This is a genomic window from Oceanobacillus polygoni, assembly GCF_008304605.1.
GTDB classification, from domain to species: domain Bacteria; phylum Bacillota; class Bacilli; order Bacillales; family Amphibacillaceae; genus Oceanobacillus; species Oceanobacillus polygoni.
The window spans coordinates 127,722-145,439 of record NZ_PIJY01000020.1 but is presented as its reverse complement, the minus strand read 5'-3'; the positions used below and the strand labels follow the sequence as shown (position 1 = coordinate 145,439).

Genomic DNA, 17,718 nt, shown 5'->3' with positions numbered 1-17,718 from the left:
CTTTAAAATTCTATTCGATGGATTAATTTTCTCGAAATATGCCATTTTATGAATATGGAGGTGCTTTCTGTGGATATGATGAAGCCTAAAATACATAGCGAAATACCAATTGGTGAGGATTGGATATATGAAGTTAAATATGATGGGTTTAGGTGTTTGCTTACATGGAGTGCGGATGGGACAATTAAATTAGCGAGTAAAAATAATATTGATTTATCAAAAAACTTCCCGGAAATTACGTCGTTTTGCAAAGAGGTTTATCCTAAGATTAAATCTTCTTTACCACTAACAATTGATGGAGAACTAGTTATACGTAATACTGACTATCAAGCAAATTTTTCTCTGCTCCAAAAAAGAGGAAGATTAAAAAATCAAGAAACTATCCAAAGTACCGCAAGTATTCGACCAGCTACATTAATCGTTTTTGATTTGTTGGTATTAAAAGGAAACTCATACAAAGCACAAAAACTTTATGTGAGAAAAAAAGCGCTTGAAGCACTGTTTCGCAAACTGAATGGAGAACGTATTTTGCTGATAGAATCATTTCGCAGTGACGATATCCTTAACAAAATTGTTTTTGAGCAAATGGCAGAGGGTATGGTCGCAAAAAGGAGAACGAGTACCTACCAAGTTGGAAAGCGGCATCATGATTGGTATAAAGTTAAAAATTGGCGGGAAATCCAAGGATTCCTAACAGCGTATGATACGAGCAACGACTATTTTGATATCGGTGTTTTTCATCATGATCAGATAAGAATGATTGGTAAATGCAAACACGGGCTTGATACAGATTCGTTTCAAACAGTAAAACAATTATTTATGTTAAATGGAAAGAAACAAGGAAAACGCTATCTATTGCCGCCAGCAATATGTGCTTCGATCCATACCCTTGATTTATACAAAGAAGAATTGCGGGAACCTGAATTCGCTGGTCTCTTACCACACCATAAACCAGAAGAGTGTACGTTTGAGAGGTTACAATTGGACTTAGCAATGCTTCCTAAGTCAATTGATTTAACCAATACAGAAAAATTACTATGGCCAGATGTTCCTTTTTCAAAAAGTGATCTTCTTTCCTATATGCGGGAGATTTCTCCCTACATGCTCCCTTTTTTGCAAAACCGTGAACTAACGGTTATTCGGTGTCCAGATGGTATTGATAAGGAACATTTTTTCCAAAAGCATTTACCAGACTACGCTCCTGATTTCATCACTTCTATATCTTCAGGAGATGAACGAACGTTTGTTTGCGATCATCTGGATGCATTGATTTGGTTTGCGAATCACGGTGCAGTCGAATATCATATCCCCTTCCAGCATGCTAGGAGCTCCGTACCGGCAGAAATCGCTTTTGATCTTGATCCGCCTAATAGAGAACAATTCCACCTAGCTATTCATGCAGCCAAACTTATCAAATCATTACTAGATGATCTTGACCTTATCTCCTTTGTTAAAACATCTGGAAATAAGGGGTTACAAATTCATATTCCGCTGCGCCCGGGAAGTATGACATATGAAGAAACTGCAACTTTTACGAAGGCGATCGCAGTTACCATTGAGAATACGTATCCGGAGTACTTTACAACGGAACGAATGAAGAAAAAAAGAAATGGACGATTGTATATTGATTATGTCCAGCATGGTAAAGATAAAACATTAATTGCACCATACTCACCTAGAATGACAAAAGAAGGAACCGTAGCAACACCTCTATTTTGGGAAGAAGTTAACGAAGACCTACATCCAACCCAATTTACAATTGGCAATGCTATTGAACGAGTAAAACAATTTGGTTGTCCGTTTAAGAATTATGTTGAAACAGCAGCAACACAGACACTGCATAAAGTCTTAATGCTGGTGAGAGTTTAAATTAAATCAATTGATGCATAAATAATTAAATAAAAAAATCGACCCATTCTATTAAAAGGTCGATTTTTTATCTTGTTAGGAAATTTGTAAGTCATTTATCGAACGATAAATACGATGAACTTGTTGTTCGCCAGCTTCCTCCCACCTACTTTTATCTATAATATTTCCATCCTTATCAACCGGATCCTGAAACTGATTAAACCCCATTGTTGTTAATAGTGAATTTTGATTCCAATCCAGCCCTGTATTCACAACATGTTTGATAACATATGGTTGTCCAAATTGAATATATGCACTGGGGCGATCTAGTTCACCTTGCAAAACGTTAAATGGTATTCTAACATAAATGGTTTCCCCTTCTTCTCTGCATAGTGCCATATCAAATTTTCCATGATCATAGTCAAAATTACTGCAAAAGGTAAACCCATTAGCTTTAAATACTTTATGTACATCACCAAAGTATGCTTTTATTCCTTCCATTTCGGTTTGCAATTTAAGCATAATAATTCACTCCTTTGATGACTAGTATTCACTTTATAATAATTAAGATACTTGGAGATTTAAGATGAAGGGTTTCCAGTGCAGTAATTTAACAGGGATAAAAAGAATTTCAATTAAAAATAAAGATCGTACGTAGAGAAATTGTTATTTGTGTAATAAAATATCATAAATAAAGGGCAACCACCATATTGGTTACCCTCTAAAATCAAACTTTTGGGACAAACGTTTTGCAATCTGTTTCCTCACTATTTGAAGCTTCCTTTCCTTTACGAGTAACAATATAAATCGCCTTTGCATGACATCTGTTCCCAGGGCCCCAATACGTACAATTATTTACTTCACAAAGCACATCCTTAGCCATTAAAAACCACCTCCCTTATTTATTATCATTGACAAATTTCGCTTTATTCATTAATCTTTTATCGCATATGGAAAAAACTAACGCTTCATGGCACGAGATTGTACCATGAAGCGTTAGTTTTCGAATCCAGTGAAGTCATCCGATTATCTACTCATTATGTTGAGACTGCTTTTTTGCCTTTATAATAATGAATGAAGGTCTGCGCCTTTCATTGATAAGTTTTGGCAATTTAGGTAGCCCTTTTACAGTTGCTTCTGGTTCAATGACCTGCTCCAATACGAATCCACTTTCGATAAGTGTATTTATTAAAGTTGAAATCGTTCGGTGATAAACAACTACTCCATCAACATACCACGTATGGTCACGTCTTCCTTCTTCTTGATAATTATCCAGTGCCCAATGCATTTTTTCACCATTTTCATCTAAAATCCAGTTATTCATTCCCTTACGAGAAGTTGTTAATGGATGCTCCGTCGAAAAGATGAATTGTCCATTTTCATTTAATGCACTATTTATTTTCTTCATTAACTTTGTATAATTTTCAACGTAGTGAATGGCAAGCGAGCTTACAATTACGTCAAATGTTTGGTTCGCTAAGCTTATGTCTTCAATCGGAGAACATATATATTCTATCCTCTGATGCCTATTGCGCTTGGTCGCTTCGTCAATCATATTTTTTGATATGTCCACTCCCAACACCCTAGAAGCTCCATTTTCTATACAATATGTTGAAAAGTGACCTGTTCCACACCCCAAATCTAATACGCTCTTATTCGTTAGATCCGAAATTAATGATTTAATTGCTGGTTGCTCAACAAAATCATTATAAGTAATACCACTATCACGTAAGGCTATGTACTTTTTAAAGAATACAGGATTATCATAAATGTTCTGTTTCACTTCTTTTTCCCCCACTCATTAATAGTGTACTCTATACGAATTCATTTAAACTTTACGTTAAATCATTTCCTTTTTCGAAGTCTTATTGCGTTTAAAACGTTTTACATCACTTTCTTTGAATTTCATCTTTATGATTAAATAATCTTCTATTTCATGTAATAATTGAAACAAATTTGCTCTGGCTTCAAACTCTTCCCTTGTCTTAGGTAAGTCTTCTTCATTAATCTCCAATCGTAATTCCCTTAATTGATCGAGGTAAATAATTGCCGTATTTCCTGGATGAACATTTTTGGAAAGGCCTTCGAAGAAATCAGCTATTTTTTCACCAATTGCATCGGCGTCTGGTAATCTCGAAACAAGCGGAAGCATTTTCTTTAATAACTCGAATTGTCTTGTACGCATTCGAAAATAATCTCGATATGGATGTTTATTTCGTAGCAAATGGTTTTCTCTATCGCGTTCAACAAGCATACTTGCTTCTAATAAAATATCCTCAGATTCCGCGAGTTCGTTTCCTTTCCAAGTTGTATGCTTATATCGAATATATTGAGAGTATTCATATAAAATAATTGTGAAATTATGTTCTAATTTGCTTTGTTTCTCTTTTAACGGTTTGTCCAGACTTGGCATATACAGGTTTAATAAGAGTCCCACTCCGATTCCAACAATAATTAATAGAAATTGATCGAATAAAGATGCCAACGTTATGGAAGAAGCACTGTATAAATTTAAAATGACAACTGCACTGGTCGTTATACCAGGAGTTATCTTCAAAAATACGGTTATAGGTATGAAAACAACTAACATAAAACCGAGGACAAGCGGATGATAGCCAATCCACTCAAAGAAAATATAAGCTAATACTGCAGCGATCATACATGCTAGGAACCGATGCCAAGCACTATTGAAGGATCTCTTTCTAGAGGGTTGAATACATAAAATCGTTAAAATACCGGCTGATACAAAATTCGTTAAACCTAATAACTGGGCAATTGATATTGCTAAAGGTGTACCAATAGCAGTTTTAATCGTCCGATAACCAATCTTCATGTTGGATACTCCTCGAAAAATTAGTGGGCCTAGCTATTGCTAAGCTATGTATAAAAAAGAGACTGACGAACACGACAGTCTCTTTCCTTGTTTTATTTGTAGGTAACTTTTACAAAATAATTAAACCTCTACACAATGCTCATCAAAAATGGTTTGTAATTTTGTAGTCACTTCCATTGGACTGTGCCCTTCAATATCATGGCGCTCAATCATTGTAACAATTTTGCCATCCTTAAGTAAAGCAAATGAAGGTGACGAAGGTGGGAACCCTTCAAAGTATTCACGTGCTTTTTCGGTAGCTTCACGGTCTTGCCCAGCGAAAACTGTTACAAGATTATCCGGGCGTTTATCAAAATGAACTGAATGAGCAGCAGCTGGACGCGCAACTCCACCAGCACAACCACATGTTGAATTGATCATAACGAGTGTTGTTCCTTTTTCAGTAAGTGCAGCGTCAACTTCCTCAGGAGTTTTTAGTTCTTTATAACCAGCTTCAGTTATATCTTTACGTGCAGCATCAACGACATCCTGCATGAATAAGTTAAAATCCATTTAGCATCTCCATCCCTCTACTTTAAATTGTATAAGTATTCTTCCTTAGCTTATCAAGTCTAAGACTATTTTTCAATTTAAAAAACTGAGGAGATAAAAATCGCATTTGCAAAATCTTTAAAAACTTAGTATAAGTTGGTCGTATGTTCATTCATATTCTCAAGTATTTCTTTAACTCTTGATAAAAATCTACCACATACGAGACCATCTAAGATACGATGATCCAACGATAGAGAAAGGTTTACCATATCACGCGCTGCAAACATATCATTGATTATAACTGGACGCTTCACAATCGATTCTACCTGTAAGATAGCCGCCTGTGGGTGGTTAATAACGCCCATCGAAGAAATCGATCCAAATGAACCAGTATTGTTAACGGTAAACGTACCTCCTTGCATATCTGCTGCGGTTAATTTACCGTTCCGCGCTTTCATTGCAAGTTCATAGATATCTCTAGCAATCGCCTTGATTGTTTTTTCATCTGCATGTTTAATAACTGGCACAAAAAGCTCATTCTCTTTTGCAACCGCAATTGAAAGGTGAATATCCTTTTTCTGAATAATTTTATCCCCAGCCCACATGCTGTTTAATTGTGGATATTCCTTCAAGCCCTGCGCAACTGCTTTCACAAAAAAGGCAAAATAAGTTAAGCTAAATCCTTCCTCTTTTTTGAAAGAGTCCTTCACAGCATTACGATATTTCACGAGTTCACTAACATCTACCTCAACCGTCATCCAAGCATGAGGAATCTCCTGTTTAGATTTGACCATATTGTCAGCAATCACTTTACGAACACCTTTGACTGGAATTTCAAGATCACCAGCTTGGGTTGCTACGAATTTTTCATTCGGTGTTTCGACGCTCTTGCTGGATGAACGCTGAATCGTCTCCTTATTTTCAGCTGTAGTCGTAGCTTTTGGAATTTCACCAGAAGCAATTATTTTTTCGATGTCTTTTCTTGTAATTCTTCCTCCGCGACCGGATCCTGTTACTTGATCTAATTCAATATCGTTTTCCTGCGCTAATCGTAGCACTGCAGGAGAGTAACGTTTTTTCATCGATTCATCTACTTCAGTTGATTTGGATGGCTCTGCCTCCGTCGATTTATTTTCACTCGCTTCGTTGCTACTAGCAACTCCCTCTGTATCGATATAACAAATTAGTTCCCCAACAGCAACCGTATCGCCCTCGTTCGCAGTAAGCTCCTTAACTACACCTGTAAAGGAGGATGGGACCTCTGCATTTACTTTATCTGTCATTACTTCAGCAATTGGATCATACTTGTTTACTTGATCTCCAACTTTAATGAGCCATGTACTAATTGTTCCTTCCGTTACACTTTCGCCGAGCTGAGGCATTGTAATTTTTTCTGTAGCCACGTTTCATCCCTCCTTCTTCATTAATATTCTGCTAAATCACGCATTGCTTTTTCTACTTTATCCGGGTTCATCATAAAATATTTTTCCATAGTTGGCGCATATGGCATCGATGGTACGTCTGGCCCTGCTAGTCGATTTATTGGTGCATCTAAATCAAAAAGACAATGTTCGGCGATAATCGCTGCAACCTCTCCAATGATACTACCTTCTTTATTATCTTCCGTAATAAGTAAAACTTTTCCAGTTTTTTTAGCCGCTTCAATAATTGCCTCTTGGTCAAGCGGATAGATCGTTCGCAAGTCAAGAATATGCGCATTAATACCATCTTCAGCTAGCTTTTCTGCTGCCTGTAAAGCAAAATGTACGCATAAACCATAGGTAATGACTGTAATATCTTCTCCTTCACGCTTTACGTCCGCTTTGCCAATCGGAAGCACATAGTCATCTTCAGGAACTTCACCCTTTAGTAAACGATAAGCTCGTTTATGTTCAAAAAATAGAACAGGATCGTTATCGCGAATAGCCGCTTTTAAAAGTCCTTTCACATCATAAGGAGTGGAAGGCATTACAATTTTAAGTCCTGGCTGATTCGCAAATATAGCTTCAACCGATTGCGAGTGATAGAGCGCTCCGTGGACACCTCCGCCGTAGGGAGCGCGGATTGTCATTGGTACACTCCAGTCATTATTTGATCGATAGCGCATCTTTGCTGCTTCAGAAATAATTTGGTTTACAGCAGGCATAATAAAATCAGCGAATTGCATTTCTGCAACAGGTCGCATTCCATACATGGCCGCTCCAATCCCAACACCTGCAATAGCTGATTCTGCTAAAGGAGTATCTAAAACGCGAGCTTCACCAAATGTTTCATATAAACCGTCAGTTGCTCGAAAGACGCCTCCTTTTTTGCCGACATCCTCACCTAGAATAAAAACCTTCTTATCGCGCTGCATTTCTTCTCTTAATGCAGTTGTTACTGCTTGAATATAAGACATTACTGGCATATTTGGTTCCCCTCCCTACTACTTTTCTTCATAAACATATTTAAGTGTATCTTCTGCTTGTGCATAAGCCGCATTTTCAGCAAAATCAGTAGCTTCATTTATGATTTTGGTGATCTCATCATTCAAACGTTGTTCAACCGAGTCCGTCAGTATCTCATTTTCTTTTAAGTAGCTTGCAAACGTAATAACGGAATCATTTTTCTTAGCCTCTTCCACTTCGCCTTTCTCACGATACGTACGATCATCGTCATCACTTGAATGTGCAGTTAGACGATAGCAGACAGCTTCAATTAATGAAGGACCTTCACCACGAGTTGCACGATCGCGAGCTTCTTTTATTACTTGATATACAGCTAAAGGATCGTTGCCATCAACGGTTACTCCAGGCATCCCATAGCCCTGTGCTCGATCTGCAATGTTATTACTTGCAACCTGGCGATCATATGGTACTGAAATGGCATACTTATTATTCTCGACCATCGTAATGACCGGCAATTTATGCACGCCAGCAAAGTTCAACCCTTCATGAAAATCACCTTGGTTAGAGGAGCCTTCTCCTAACGTAACAAAGCTGACAAAATCTTTCTTTTCCATTTTCGCAGCAAGAGCGACTCCTACGGCATGTGGTACTTGAGTCGTAACAGGAGAAGATCCTGATAAAATCCGATTTTTCTTTTGGCCGAAATGCCCCGGCATTTGTCTTCCACCAGAATTAGGGTCATCTGCTTTAGCAAATGCTGATAACATTAATTCCTTTGCAGTCATTCCAAATGCAAGGACAACACCCATGTCTCGATAATATGGTGCAATATAGTCTTCTTTTCTATTTAAAGCAAAAGCTGCACCAACCTGTGCTGCTTCTTGTCCTTGGCAAGAAATTACAAATGGGATCTTTCCAGAACGGTTTAATAGCCACATGCGTTCATCTAATTTTCTTGCTAAGAGCATTGTTTTATACATTTCCAAAACTTGTTCATCCGTTAAATCTAGTTCCTGATGTCTTTTTTTTGTCATCCTTTTTCCCTCCCTATTTTTCTGGTAATCATTCTGCTATTAACAGTCAAACTTACAGGATGTATGTTGATTAAATTCTCGCTACTCATAAATCGAGAACTAGGTTCTTGTTACCCGTGAATCTGTTCACCTTCTACAGCAAGTGCTGCTTCACCAATAATTTCTGATAATGCTGGATGCGGATGAACCGCTTGAGATAATTCCCATGGTGTAGCGTCCAGGACTTTAGCAAGACCAGCCTCTGAAATTAAATCTGTAACATGAGGACCAATCATATGAATTCCTAAAATGTCATCTGACTTTTTATCAGCGACAATTTTCACGAATCCGTCTGATTCTCCAAATACTAACGCCTTTCCAATTGCCTTGAATGGGAATTTCCCGATTTTAACATCATACCCATTTTCTTTTGCTACTCTTTCAGTTAGTCCAACACTTGCAATTTCCGGACTTGAATAAACACAAGTCGGAATATTTCTATAGTTAAGTGGGTATGTTTGCTTTCCTGCCATGTGTTCAATAGCGACAATTCCTTCACGAGAAGCAACATGTGCGAGTTGCATCCCTCCGATAACATCGCCAATAGCATAAATATGTGATTCTTTTGTTTGGAAGTAATCATTCGTTTGAATAAAGCCATTGTCGAGCATAATATCTGTATTTTCAATTCCTATATTTGTCGTATTGGCTTCTCTTCCAACCGAGACAAGCATCTTATCAGCTTGGAGTGACTGTTTGTTATTGTCTATTTCTACATCGATAGAAACGCCTTGATCGGTATGTAAAGTCTCTGTTAGTATGTTTGCCCCTTTAAGAAACGTAATGCCTTTTTTCGTAAGAAGTCGTTCAGCCTCTTTTGCTATTGCTTCGTCCTCTGTTGGTAGAATTTGATTCAGATACTCAATTACCGTAACCTGAACACCAAAATCTGAGAGCATCGATGCCCATTCAATACCAATCACACCTGCACCTACAATAAGAATAGATTCTGGTAAGCTTTCCATTTGCAGTGCTTCATCTGAGCTCATAACGAAATGACCATCAATTGTAAGGCCTGGTAATGTCTTAGGCTTCGAACCTGTAGCAATTAATACGTTTTTCGGAACGATCATTGTGTTTTCTTCACCACTTTCATGCTCAATAGAGATGGTGCCTGGCATTGGTGAAAAAATGCTTGGTCCAAGTATACGTCCGAATCCAGTAATAACATCGATTTTTCCCTTTTTCATTAAACCTTGTACGCCTTGATGCAATGTGTCAACAATAGACTGCTTTCTTTCCTGTACTTTTATAAAATTTAACGCTGTATGTTCAGTTTCTACGCCAAACAGACTTGCTTCAAGTGTTTGTTTATATACTTCTGCACTGCGTAATAATGCTTTGGAAGGAATACAACCTCGGTGAAGACACGTGCCGCCAAGCTCACCCTTTTCAACAATTGCTACTTGCATTCCAAGCTGCGAGGCTCTAATTGCTGCAACATAACCTCCTGTTCCACCACCCAAAACAACTAAATCATATTCTTTTGTCATTTTAAAATCACTCCTTTACTCAGGCTTCGTATAGATCTTGAGTTGTTCTTCTTCTCTTAGTACACGTAACACACCTTCATTTAATGCCTGTAATTCATTTTCGCCCGGGATTATAATTGTATCTGCAATCCAATTGACTCTTTTTGTAATTGATTCGATAAAGGTTTCTCGATAAGCATGCTTCCCGGTGAATATAATAGCATGAACTTCTCCGCGCAAAACCGTACTCATCGCTCCAATTTCTTTGGCAATCTGATATGCCATTGCTTCAAATACCTCTATTGCTTTTATTTCACCTTGTTCAATTCTATGTTCTACTTCTCGGATATCCTTCGTTTCTAGATGAGCCATTAGGCCACCTTGACCAACTATTTTTTTCTTCATCGTTTCGTAGTTGTATGTTCCGGAAAAACAGAGCTCAACTAAGCCACCTACCGGGGTACTACCTGCTCGATTCCAAGAAAAAGGACCTTCTCCATCTAGTCCATTGTTCACATCGATAACCATACCCTTACGATGTGCTCCAATGGTAATCCCTTCTCCGACATGAGCAACAATTAAATTGATATCCTCATACTTCAAATCTATACTTGTAGCAGCTTTTCTTGCCGCTGCCTTATGATTCAATGCATGAAAGATACTTTTCCTTGGAATTTCTGGAATACCGGAGTATCTTGCAACATCATCAAGTTCATCGACAACGACAGGGTCAACAATATAGGCATCAATATTTAACCCGGATGCAATCTCAAAAGCAATTATTCCCCCTAGGTTTGATGGGTGCTCACCGTTATAACCAGTTTTTAAGTCGTATAACATGGCTGCATTTACTTGATACGTACCACCTTCAATTGGTCTTAGAAGGCCACCACGCCCACATACTGCATCGATTCTAGAAATGTTTATACCTACATAGTTTAGCTGTTCGAGAATATCCTGCGTACGAAGCTTCGATTGACCCGTAACGCGATAATGAGCTTCTAATTCCGCCTGTTCATGTACGATGGTTTTCTCTACTATGCATATTTCGTTATCGAAGACCCCTACTTTAGTTGACGTGGTTCCAGGATTTACAACTAATATTCGATACGTCTCTTGCAAAACCGGTCACCTCATTTTAAAAAATGTAGCGTTCGTTAAAGGGATTCTTAGAAGTATTCCTTTGTTTTCTTAGAACCCCCTTAGATGTTGGAGTACATTTCTTTTTCTACATGTTTTTTCAAGAATTGATTTTAATTTTTTAACGAACAATTAAAGCACTTATCTTCTACTTAATATGTGATGTCCATTCCTTAAAAATTGACTCCTGGAATTTTGGAACGATTCAATTCTTTCCTCTGCCATACGATCAGCTGCCAAATAGGTAGGGATATTGTCACGCTTCGAAATTTCAAACACACGCTCGAGATTATCATAAATGGTCTCTACTCTTTTCATTGCACGTTCCGCATTATAACCCATGAGTTCATCGGCTACATTGATTACACCACCAGCATTGATTACGTAGTCTGGAGCATAGACAATGCCTTTTTCATGAATGAGGTCGCCATGTTCCGTCGATTTTAGTTGATTATTTGCAGAGCCAGCAATTACTTTCGCTTTTAATCTTGGAATTGTATCGTCGTTAATTGTTGCTCCTAACGCACAAGGTGTGTAAATATCACATGCAACATCATAAATATCATTAGGATCCACAGCTTTAGCTCCAAAGGCCTCAACCGCTCGATTTACTGCCTCTTTATTAATATCTGTTACAACTAGCTGTGCGCCGTCCTTATGCAAATACTCACAGAGCGCGTAGGCAACATTTCCAATACCTTGTACAGCAATTGTTTTACCTTCTAACGATTCATCTCCAAATGCTTCTTTTGCTGATGCTTTGATTCCTTTATAAACACCATAAGCAGTAACAGGTGATGGGTTTCCTGATGCACCTGAGTAGGATGAAGTTCCAGTCACAAAATCGGTTTCTAAATGAATGAGATCCATATCTTGTACAGTAGTCCCTACATCCTCAGCAGTTATATATCGTCCATTTAATCCTTGTATATAACGACCGAAAGCTCGGAACATTTCTGGGTTTTTGTCTGTTCGTGGATCACCGATAATAACTGTTTTTCCTCCTCCTAGATCAAGTCCTGCTGCAGCATTTTTATAGGTCATTCCTCTTGCTAAACGAAGCGCATCTTCAACCGCTTCGTCTTCAGAATTGTATTTCCACATTCTTGTTCCACCCAATGCAGGACCTAATGTCGTATCGTGAATAGCAATAATAGCTTTCAATCCTGAATTTTTATCGTGACAAAAAACCAATTGCTCATAATCGTATTCTTCTAAATAAGTAAAGATCTCCATGTGAATTCCTCCTACATTATCTAAATTAAGCGCTAACTCGTTAATTGTTTCTATTATTTCATCACTAATATTTAGCAAAAACCATGCCAATTATCACTTCATAAAAAAGCTTTCAAACCAACAAATGTAAGTCTGCAACTTTTTTAACCCTGCAAAATATTGCATGCTCAATTATTCATTCTAGGTTATATTTCTTCATCTTATAATATAAATTTCGAATCGATACATTTAATGCCTTGGCTGTTTTTGTTTTATTGCATTGATTCTGTTCATAGACTTTGGAAATATATGCTTTTTCAAAGTGATTAATTGCTTCCTGTAAAGTACTTTCATCTTCAATTCTTTCATGTACAGATGATTTTACCGGTATAGACAAAGCTTGTAATGCCGGTATGTACTTCTTATCAATTATCTCTTCATTCATGTCCATAAATATCATCGCACGGCCAATAACATTTTCTAACTCGCGTACATTCCCAGGCCAATGATATTGCTTTAATTTATTCAGTGCCTCTGTTGATATAGATTGTACATTACGACCATAGTCTTGATTTATTTTCTGAATAATATGCTGGATAAGATCTGGTAAATCACTAAGTCTTTCCTTAACAGAAGGGATAAAGATAGGAAGCCGATTTAGTCGATAATACAGATCTTCTCGAAATGTATTAATCATGATTGCTTTTTCAAGGTTCACATTCGTTGCAGTGATTACTCGTACATCAATTGAAATCGGCTTTGTTCCGCCGACTCGAACAATTTCATTTTCTTGTAATACACGCAAGAGCTTAGCCTGCATGGACAACGATAATTCCCCGATTTCATCGAGAAAAACACTTCCATGATTTGCTTCTTCAAAGAGCCCCTTTTTCCCGCCTTTGATTGCGCCTGTGAAGGCTCCTTCTTCATAACCAAATAATTCACTTTCCAGAAGTGACTCTGCGATAGCTGCACAATTTACTCGGATAAACTTATTATGTTTTCGATCACTCTCATTATGAATTGCATGGGCAAATAATTCTTTACCAGTACCTGAATCGCCTCTTAACAGGACAATTGCAGGCGTTTTCGCTCCAACCTTCGCTTGCTCAAGAGCAAGCTTCATTTCGGGTGAGCTTCCAATAATATCATCAAATGTATAGCGAGCTTCCAAGTTTCGAATAATTTGCCTTGCATGCTTTAATTCCTTTGTTAATGCTTGTATTTCTGATACATCATGCAAGACACCTACACTGCCTTTAATAACTCCATTCACGATAATCGGTGCGACATTCACGAGGACTTCCTTCTTGCTTGGTCCTACTTTCATATGCACACCTCGTACAGCCCTACGCGTTTGAAGTACTTTCAAATGCATACTTTCACCCTCGGAAATATCAACCGTTGCAGGCTTTCCGATTACATCTTTTTCCTTCAACCCTGTAATTCGTGTATACGCAGGGTTAATAATAAGACCATTTCCATTCTCGTCAACGACACTAATTGCTTCATCGGATGATTTGATAATTGCTTCTAGCATCGTTTTGATCTCGTTTAAGTCCGTATTTTCCTCGGCTAGTTTCATGACTTCTGTAATATCTTTAAATACTGCAAAAGCTCCGATTAGTTCACCTGTTTCATTTATAATGGGAATCCGTGTTGTGATAATCTTTTTCCCATTTGGTAATGTAAGTTTTTGGTTCACTTCTTTACGTTGTGTTTGCAAGACGTGAGGTAGTCTTGATTCTGTAATGAGCTCTTTGATATGAGTCCCAATATACTGTTTTCTTGATTTCCCAATTATCTTTTCAGCACTTCTATTGATAAACTGGATGTCCTCTTGCTTGTTAATGACGATCATACCATCATGTATATGATTTAGGATGAGCTCTTGGTTTTTGGATTGGTACTTCACCTTATCCATTAACGCTTCTTTTTCATAGAGCAGTTCAGATATGATATAAGCAACAGATCCTGGGATTACAACAGTTCTTCTCGGTCTCATTTCAATTATTTGTTCAAGAATTTGTTCATCACCAGTTGCTTCAATGATGATGTCAATATCATTATGTATCCATAACTCCCAGTCCATACTTACAGGAATGTTTGCTTGACGTGCTAATTTTAAACCATTTGCATCTTCGTTAATATCAACAACTGCAACGATTTCCATCGACTCTGTTGCATGAAGTAAATGGAAGAGTGCGCTTCCCCCTTTACCAGCCCCAACAATTAACACACGTTTCATGCCATCCCACCTTGCATTATTTTGCATATGTATATCATACGTTAGCCTGCATCTTTTGGCAAATCTTGAATAATTTCTATTTTTGTCTGCTTTTGTTATACTTAGTAATATCTAATATATAGAAAGAATTGAAGGGGAACATACATGAGTCGATTTTTTGCATTACTGTTACTTTTTATACCTGGTGTAATTGCAGCAATTGGAATTAAATTAATGCGCGATACAATATTTGACGATTTCTATTCCTACTTCTTCTATCCTGGGATACAATTTACAATTGGACTTCTCCTCTTTATTTTTGGTCTGCTTTTTTTGGGAGGATTTATCATCTATCGAGATAGAAAAAGACAAAAGATTAAACAGAAAGATAAAAATAAAGCGCTTTAGAAAAAAAGATGGAGAAATTCCGTCTTTTTTTTATATATTTACACGATTTTAACGAATAAGTATGGTATATTAGTAAGAAAATTAAGTTTCTGTTTAGGGGGATCCGATCATGAATGTAGCAAAATTCGGCGGTAGTTCCGTTGCAAATGCCGAACAATTACGAAAAGTTGGGGATATTATTAAAAGTGATCCCAAGCGAAAATTTATTGTCGTATCAGCACCGGGGAAAAGGTTTAAAGATGATACAAAAGTGACTGATATGTTAATTCAACTTGGTACTGCTTATCATAACCAACAAAGTTATAATGATTTTCTAGTAGCTGTATTAGCACGGTTCAAAGAAATTATTAATGATTTGGGGCTTGACTCATCATTAATAGGTGAAATCGAAAATAATATAAATGCAGCTCTAAGGGTAGAAGGCACGCTTGAAAGTAAAATGGATGCGATTAAGGCAATTGGTGAAGATAGTTCCGCGAAAATATTAAGCGCCTATCTCAATCAAAATAATATTCCAGCTCAATATTTGAATCCAAAGGATGCAGGTATATTGGTTAGCGATGAACCAGGGAATGCACAGATTTTACCGGAAAGCTTTGAACTTCTCTATAAGCTGCGGGAAAAAAATGGCATATTAGTTATACCAGGATTCTTCGGCTATTCAAAGACTGGGAATTTAGTAACCTTCTCTAGAGGGGGATCAGATATTACCGGTTCCATCGTTGCAGCAGGAGTGAAAGCAGCACTTTATGAAAATTTCACGGATGTTGATTCCGTCTATTCTGTTAATCCTAATATCGTCGACAATCCAAAAGAAATTACGACACTTACTTATAAAGAAATGCGTGAATTATCCTATGCTGGATTTTCCGTATTCCACGATGAGGCATTAATTCCGGCATTTCGTGAAAAAATTCCGGTTTGTATTAAAAATACAAATAATCCAGATGCCCCTGGAACATTTATTGTTGCTGAAAAAGAGACAAGTGAAAAATGTGTCGTTGGAATTGCCAGTGATACAGGCTTCTGTAGTTTATACGTAAGTAAGTATTTAATGAACCGTGAAGTAGGTTTTGGACGTAGATTACTTAATATTTTTGAGGACGAAGGAATTTCCTTTGAGCATGCTCCATCGGGCATCGATGACATGTCGGTTATATTTAGAGTGAATAAATTTACAAAAGATAAAGAGAAAATTGTTGTTGAGCGGATCAAAAACGAATTAAAAGTAGATACAGTAAGCATACATAGAGATTTGGCAGTGATTATGGTCGTTGGAGAAGGTCTCGTAAACACGGTAGGCGTGGCTGGAAAAGCTGCTTCTGCATTCTCTAAGGCTAATGTGAATATTGAAATGATAAACCAAGGCTCATCAGAAGTGTCGATGATGTTCGGGATCAAAGATACCGATATTGATGCTGCCATTCGTTCGCTCTATCAAACATTTTTTGAATAGTAAAAGAAAGAATAATACTGCAGTGAATGCGGTATTATTCTTTCTTTTTACATAAAAGTTATTTTCTTTGCAGCCAAAAGAATGGTCGATTACTGGCTTACAATAAATAGATATGTATTATTGAACCAGCCTATCAACAACACTTTCCCAGCCCTTTAACTCACTTTATTCTCCAAACGTAAACGGTCAGCAACCATCGCGATGAACTCTGAATTCGTAGGCTTTGCTTTTGAAATATTAATGGTATATCCGAATAAGGCCGAAATGGAATCGATATTCCCTCTACTCCATGCTACTTCGATTGCATGGCGAATTGCTCGTTCTACCCGTGATGCCGTCGTGTTGAACTTCTTCGCAATGTCAGGATATAATACTTTTGTGATAGAACCTAGTAACTCGATATCATTATACACCATCGTAATTGCTTCCCTTAAGTACATATATCCTTTAATATGTGCTGGTACACCAATTTCATGAATAATGTTCGTAATATTAGCTTCTAAATCCTGTTTTTTTCGATCTCTTTTTGTCGGTTTATTCGTTGCAAGGCTTAATGGTGAATTTCCTTGAACTTGACGAATTTGATCTGCTAAATTATCCATATCAAAAGGCTTTAAAATAAAATAGGAGGCCCCTAAATCAACTGCTTTTTTCATTACTTCTTCCTGTCCAAAAGCTGTAAGCATAATAACATTTGGCCGATTTCCTAGCTCCATCGTTCTTAATGTATTTAGTACCGCTAACCCGTCGATATGCGGCATAATGATATCCAATATGAGTACATCAGGTTCCAAATTCTCCATCATCGCGATACAATCTCTGCCATTATATGCAGTTCCAATAACTTCAATATCATCTTGTTCGTCAAAATAGTCCTCCATCAACTGAATGAGCTCTCTGTTGTCATCAACTAAACACACTGAAATTTTATCCAAATTAATGTTCCTCCTTATTTCTATTATCCTCTTTTACATATTCTACAAAAAGTTGAAATATCCTCTTTTTATTTGAAAAACTTTAACTTTTTTTAATTTATCTATAATTATCTTTATTTTACTCAAAAATACGATAAGATTCGATCTAAAATGACATTTTATTGCTAATTTGTCGAAAAATATTAACTAATAA

Annotated in this window: 16 protein-coding genes; 3 read left to right on the top strand and 13 right to left on the bottom strand. The window is 37.2% G+C overall.

What is annotated here, in order from left to right:
- Positions 1-75 precede the first annotated feature (75 nt).
- Positions 76-1,869: a DNA ligase D gene (locus F1560_RS07580; RefSeq protein ID WP_338112808.1), complete on the top strand. Its 1,794-nt coding sequence runs from the start codon at positions 76-78 to the stop codon at positions 1,867-1,869.
- Between the two features lie 75 nt (positions 1,870-1,944).
- Here F1560_RS07580 and F1560_RS07575 read toward each other — a convergent pair whose 3' ends face one another.
- The 12 genes from F1560_RS07575 to F1560_RS07520 all read right to left on the bottom strand — a co-directional run bounded on the left by F1560_RS07575 (position 1,945) and on the right by F1560_RS07520 (position 14,747).
- A complete protein-coding gene (locus F1560_RS07575; protein ID WP_149474029.1) occupies positions 1,945-2,370 on the bottom strand; it encodes a YugN family protein in 426 nt (141 codons plus the stop codon).
- A gap of 205 nt (positions 2,371-2,575) precedes the next feature.
- Complete coding sequence (locus tag F1560_RS07570; protein ID WP_149474028.1) at positions 2,576-2,731, bottom strand: DUF1540 domain-containing protein; 156 nt, start codon at positions 2,729-2,731, stop codon at positions 2,576-2,578.
- A 147-nt stretch (positions 2,732-2,878) separates the two neighbouring features.
- On the bottom strand, positions 2,879-3,631 hold the full coding sequence (locus tag F1560_RS07565) for a class I SAM-dependent methyltransferase (RefSeq protein WP_149474027.1): 753 nt from the start codon (positions 3,629-3,631) through the stop codon (positions 2,879-2,881).
- Positions 3,632-3,688: 57 nt separating this feature from the next.
- Entirely contained in the window at positions 3,689-4,681 is a 993-nt protein-coding gene (locus F1560_RS07560) for an aromatic acid exporter family protein (protein WP_149474026.1), read from the bottom strand.
- 120 nt (positions 4,682-4,801) lie between these two features.
- Positions 4,802-5,233 carry a BrxA/BrxB family bacilliredoxin gene (locus F1560_RS07555; protein WP_149474025.1) on the bottom strand — a complete coding sequence of 144 codons (432 nt, stop codon included), beginning with the start codon at positions 5,231-5,233 and terminating at the stop codon, positions 4,802-4,804.
- A gap of 125 nt (positions 5,234-5,358) precedes the next feature.
- Complete coding sequence (locus tag F1560_RS07550; protein ID WP_149474024.1) at positions 5,359-6,615, bottom strand: dihydrolipoamide acetyltransferase family protein; 1,257 nt, start codon at positions 6,613-6,615, stop codon at positions 5,359-5,361.
- 20 nt (positions 6,616-6,635) lie between these two features.
- A complete protein-coding gene (locus F1560_RS07545) occupies positions 6,636-7,619 on the bottom strand; it encodes an alpha-ketoacid dehydrogenase subunit beta (RefSeq protein ID WP_149474023.1) in 984 nt (327 codons plus the stop codon).
- A gap of 18 nt (positions 7,620-7,637) precedes the next feature.
- Positions 7,638-8,633, bottom strand: coding sequence for a thiamine pyrophosphate-dependent dehydrogenase E1 component subunit alpha (locus F1560_RS07540; protein ID WP_149474022.1), 996 nt, complete (start codon positions 8,631-8,633; stop codon positions 7,638-7,640).
- 110 nt (positions 8,634-8,743) lie between these two features.
- A complete protein-coding gene (gene lpdA, locus F1560_RS07535; protein WP_149474021.1) occupies positions 8,744-10,165 on the bottom strand; it encodes a dihydrolipoyl dehydrogenase in 1,422 nt (473 codons plus the stop codon).
- A 15-nt stretch (positions 10,166-10,180) separates the two neighbouring features.
- Positions 10,181-11,266, bottom strand: coding sequence for a butyrate kinase (gene buk / locus F1560_RS07530; RefSeq protein WP_149474020.1), 1,086 nt, complete (start codon positions 11,264-11,266; stop codon positions 10,181-10,183).
- 159 nt (positions 11,267-11,425) lie between these two features.
- The gene (locus F1560_RS07525; protein ID WP_149474019.1) at positions 11,426-12,520 is read right to left on the bottom strand and encodes a Leu/Phe/Val dehydrogenase; all 1,095 of its coding nucleotides are present in this window, start codon (positions 12,518-12,520) and stop codon (positions 11,426-11,428) included.
- Positions 12,521-12,695: 175 nt separating this feature from the next.
- On the bottom strand, positions 12,696-14,747 hold the full coding sequence (locus F1560_RS07520; protein WP_149474018.1) for a sigma-54 interaction domain-containing protein: 2,052 nt from the start codon (positions 14,745-14,747) through the stop codon (positions 12,696-12,698).
- 144 nt (positions 14,748-14,891) lie between these two features.
- Here F1560_RS07520 and F1560_RS07515 point away from each other — a divergent pair, with 144 nt between their 5' ends.
- Together F1560_RS07515 and F1560_RS07510 are read left to right on the top strand one after the other, a co-directional pair.
- A complete protein-coding gene (locus F1560_RS07515; protein ID WP_149474017.1) occupies positions 14,892-15,134 on the top strand; it encodes a DUF2627 family protein in 243 nt (80 codons plus the stop codon).
- Between the two features lie 109 nt (positions 15,135-15,243).
- Positions 15,244-16,590, top strand: coding sequence for an aspartate kinase (locus F1560_RS07510; protein ID WP_149474016.1), 1,347 nt, complete (start codon positions 15,244-15,246; stop codon positions 16,588-16,590).
- Between the two features lie 155 nt (positions 16,591-16,745).
- Here the strand turns inward: F1560_RS07510 and spo0A are convergent, their stop codons facing one another.
- Positions 16,746-17,525 carry a sporulation transcription factor Spo0A gene (gene spo0A, locus F1560_RS07505; RefSeq protein ID WP_149474015.1) on the bottom strand — a complete coding sequence of 260 codons (780 nt, stop codon included), beginning with the start codon at positions 17,523-17,525 and terminating at the stop codon, positions 16,746-16,748.
- Positions 17,526-17,718 lie beyond the last annotated feature (193 nt).

Coding starts and splice junctions, on each gene's coding strand:
- F1560_RS07580 (WP_338112808.1), top strand. CDS start 76: ATGATGAAGCCTAAAATACATAGCGAAATACCAATTGGTGAGGATTGG.
- F1560_RS07575 (WP_149474029.1), bottom strand. CDS start 2,370: ATGCTTAAATTGCAAACCGAAATGGAAGGAATAAAAGCATACTTTGGT.
- F1560_RS07570 (WP_149474028.1), bottom strand. CDS start 2,731: ATGGCTAAGGATGTGCTTTGTGAAGTAAATAATTGTACGTATTGGGGC.
- F1560_RS07560 (WP_149474026.1), bottom strand. CDS start 4,681: ATGAAGATTGGTTATCGGACGATTAAAACTGCTATTGGTACACCTTTA.
- F1560_RS07555 (WP_149474025.1), bottom strand. CDS start 5,233: ATGGATTTTAACTTATTCATGCAGGATGTCGTTGATGCTGCACGTAAA.
- F1560_RS07545 (WP_149474023.1), bottom strand. CDS start 7,619: ATGCCAGTAATGTCTTATATTCAAGCAGTAACAACTGCATTAAGAGAA.
- F1560_RS07540 (WP_149474022.1), bottom strand. CDS start 8,633: ATGACAAAAAAAAGACATCAGGAACTAGATTTAACGGATGAACAAGTT.
- lpdA (WP_149474021.1), bottom strand. CDS start 10,165: ATGACAAAAGAATATGATTTAGTTGTTTTGGGTGGTGGAACAGGAGGT.
- F1560_RS07525 (WP_149474019.1), bottom strand. CDS start 12,520: ATGGAGATCTTTACTTATTTAGAAGAATACGATTATGAGCAATTGGTT.
- F1560_RS07520 (WP_149474018.1), bottom strand. CDS start 14,747: ATGAAACGTGTGTTAATTGTTGGGGCTGGTAAAGGGGGAAGCGCACTC.
- F1560_RS07515 (WP_149474017.1), top strand. CDS start 14,892: ATGAGTCGATTTTTTGCATTACTGTTACTTTTTATACCTGGTGTAATT.
- F1560_RS07510 (WP_149474016.1), top strand. CDS start 15,244: ATGAATGTAGCAAAATTCGGCGGTAGTTCCGTTGCAAATGCCGAACAA.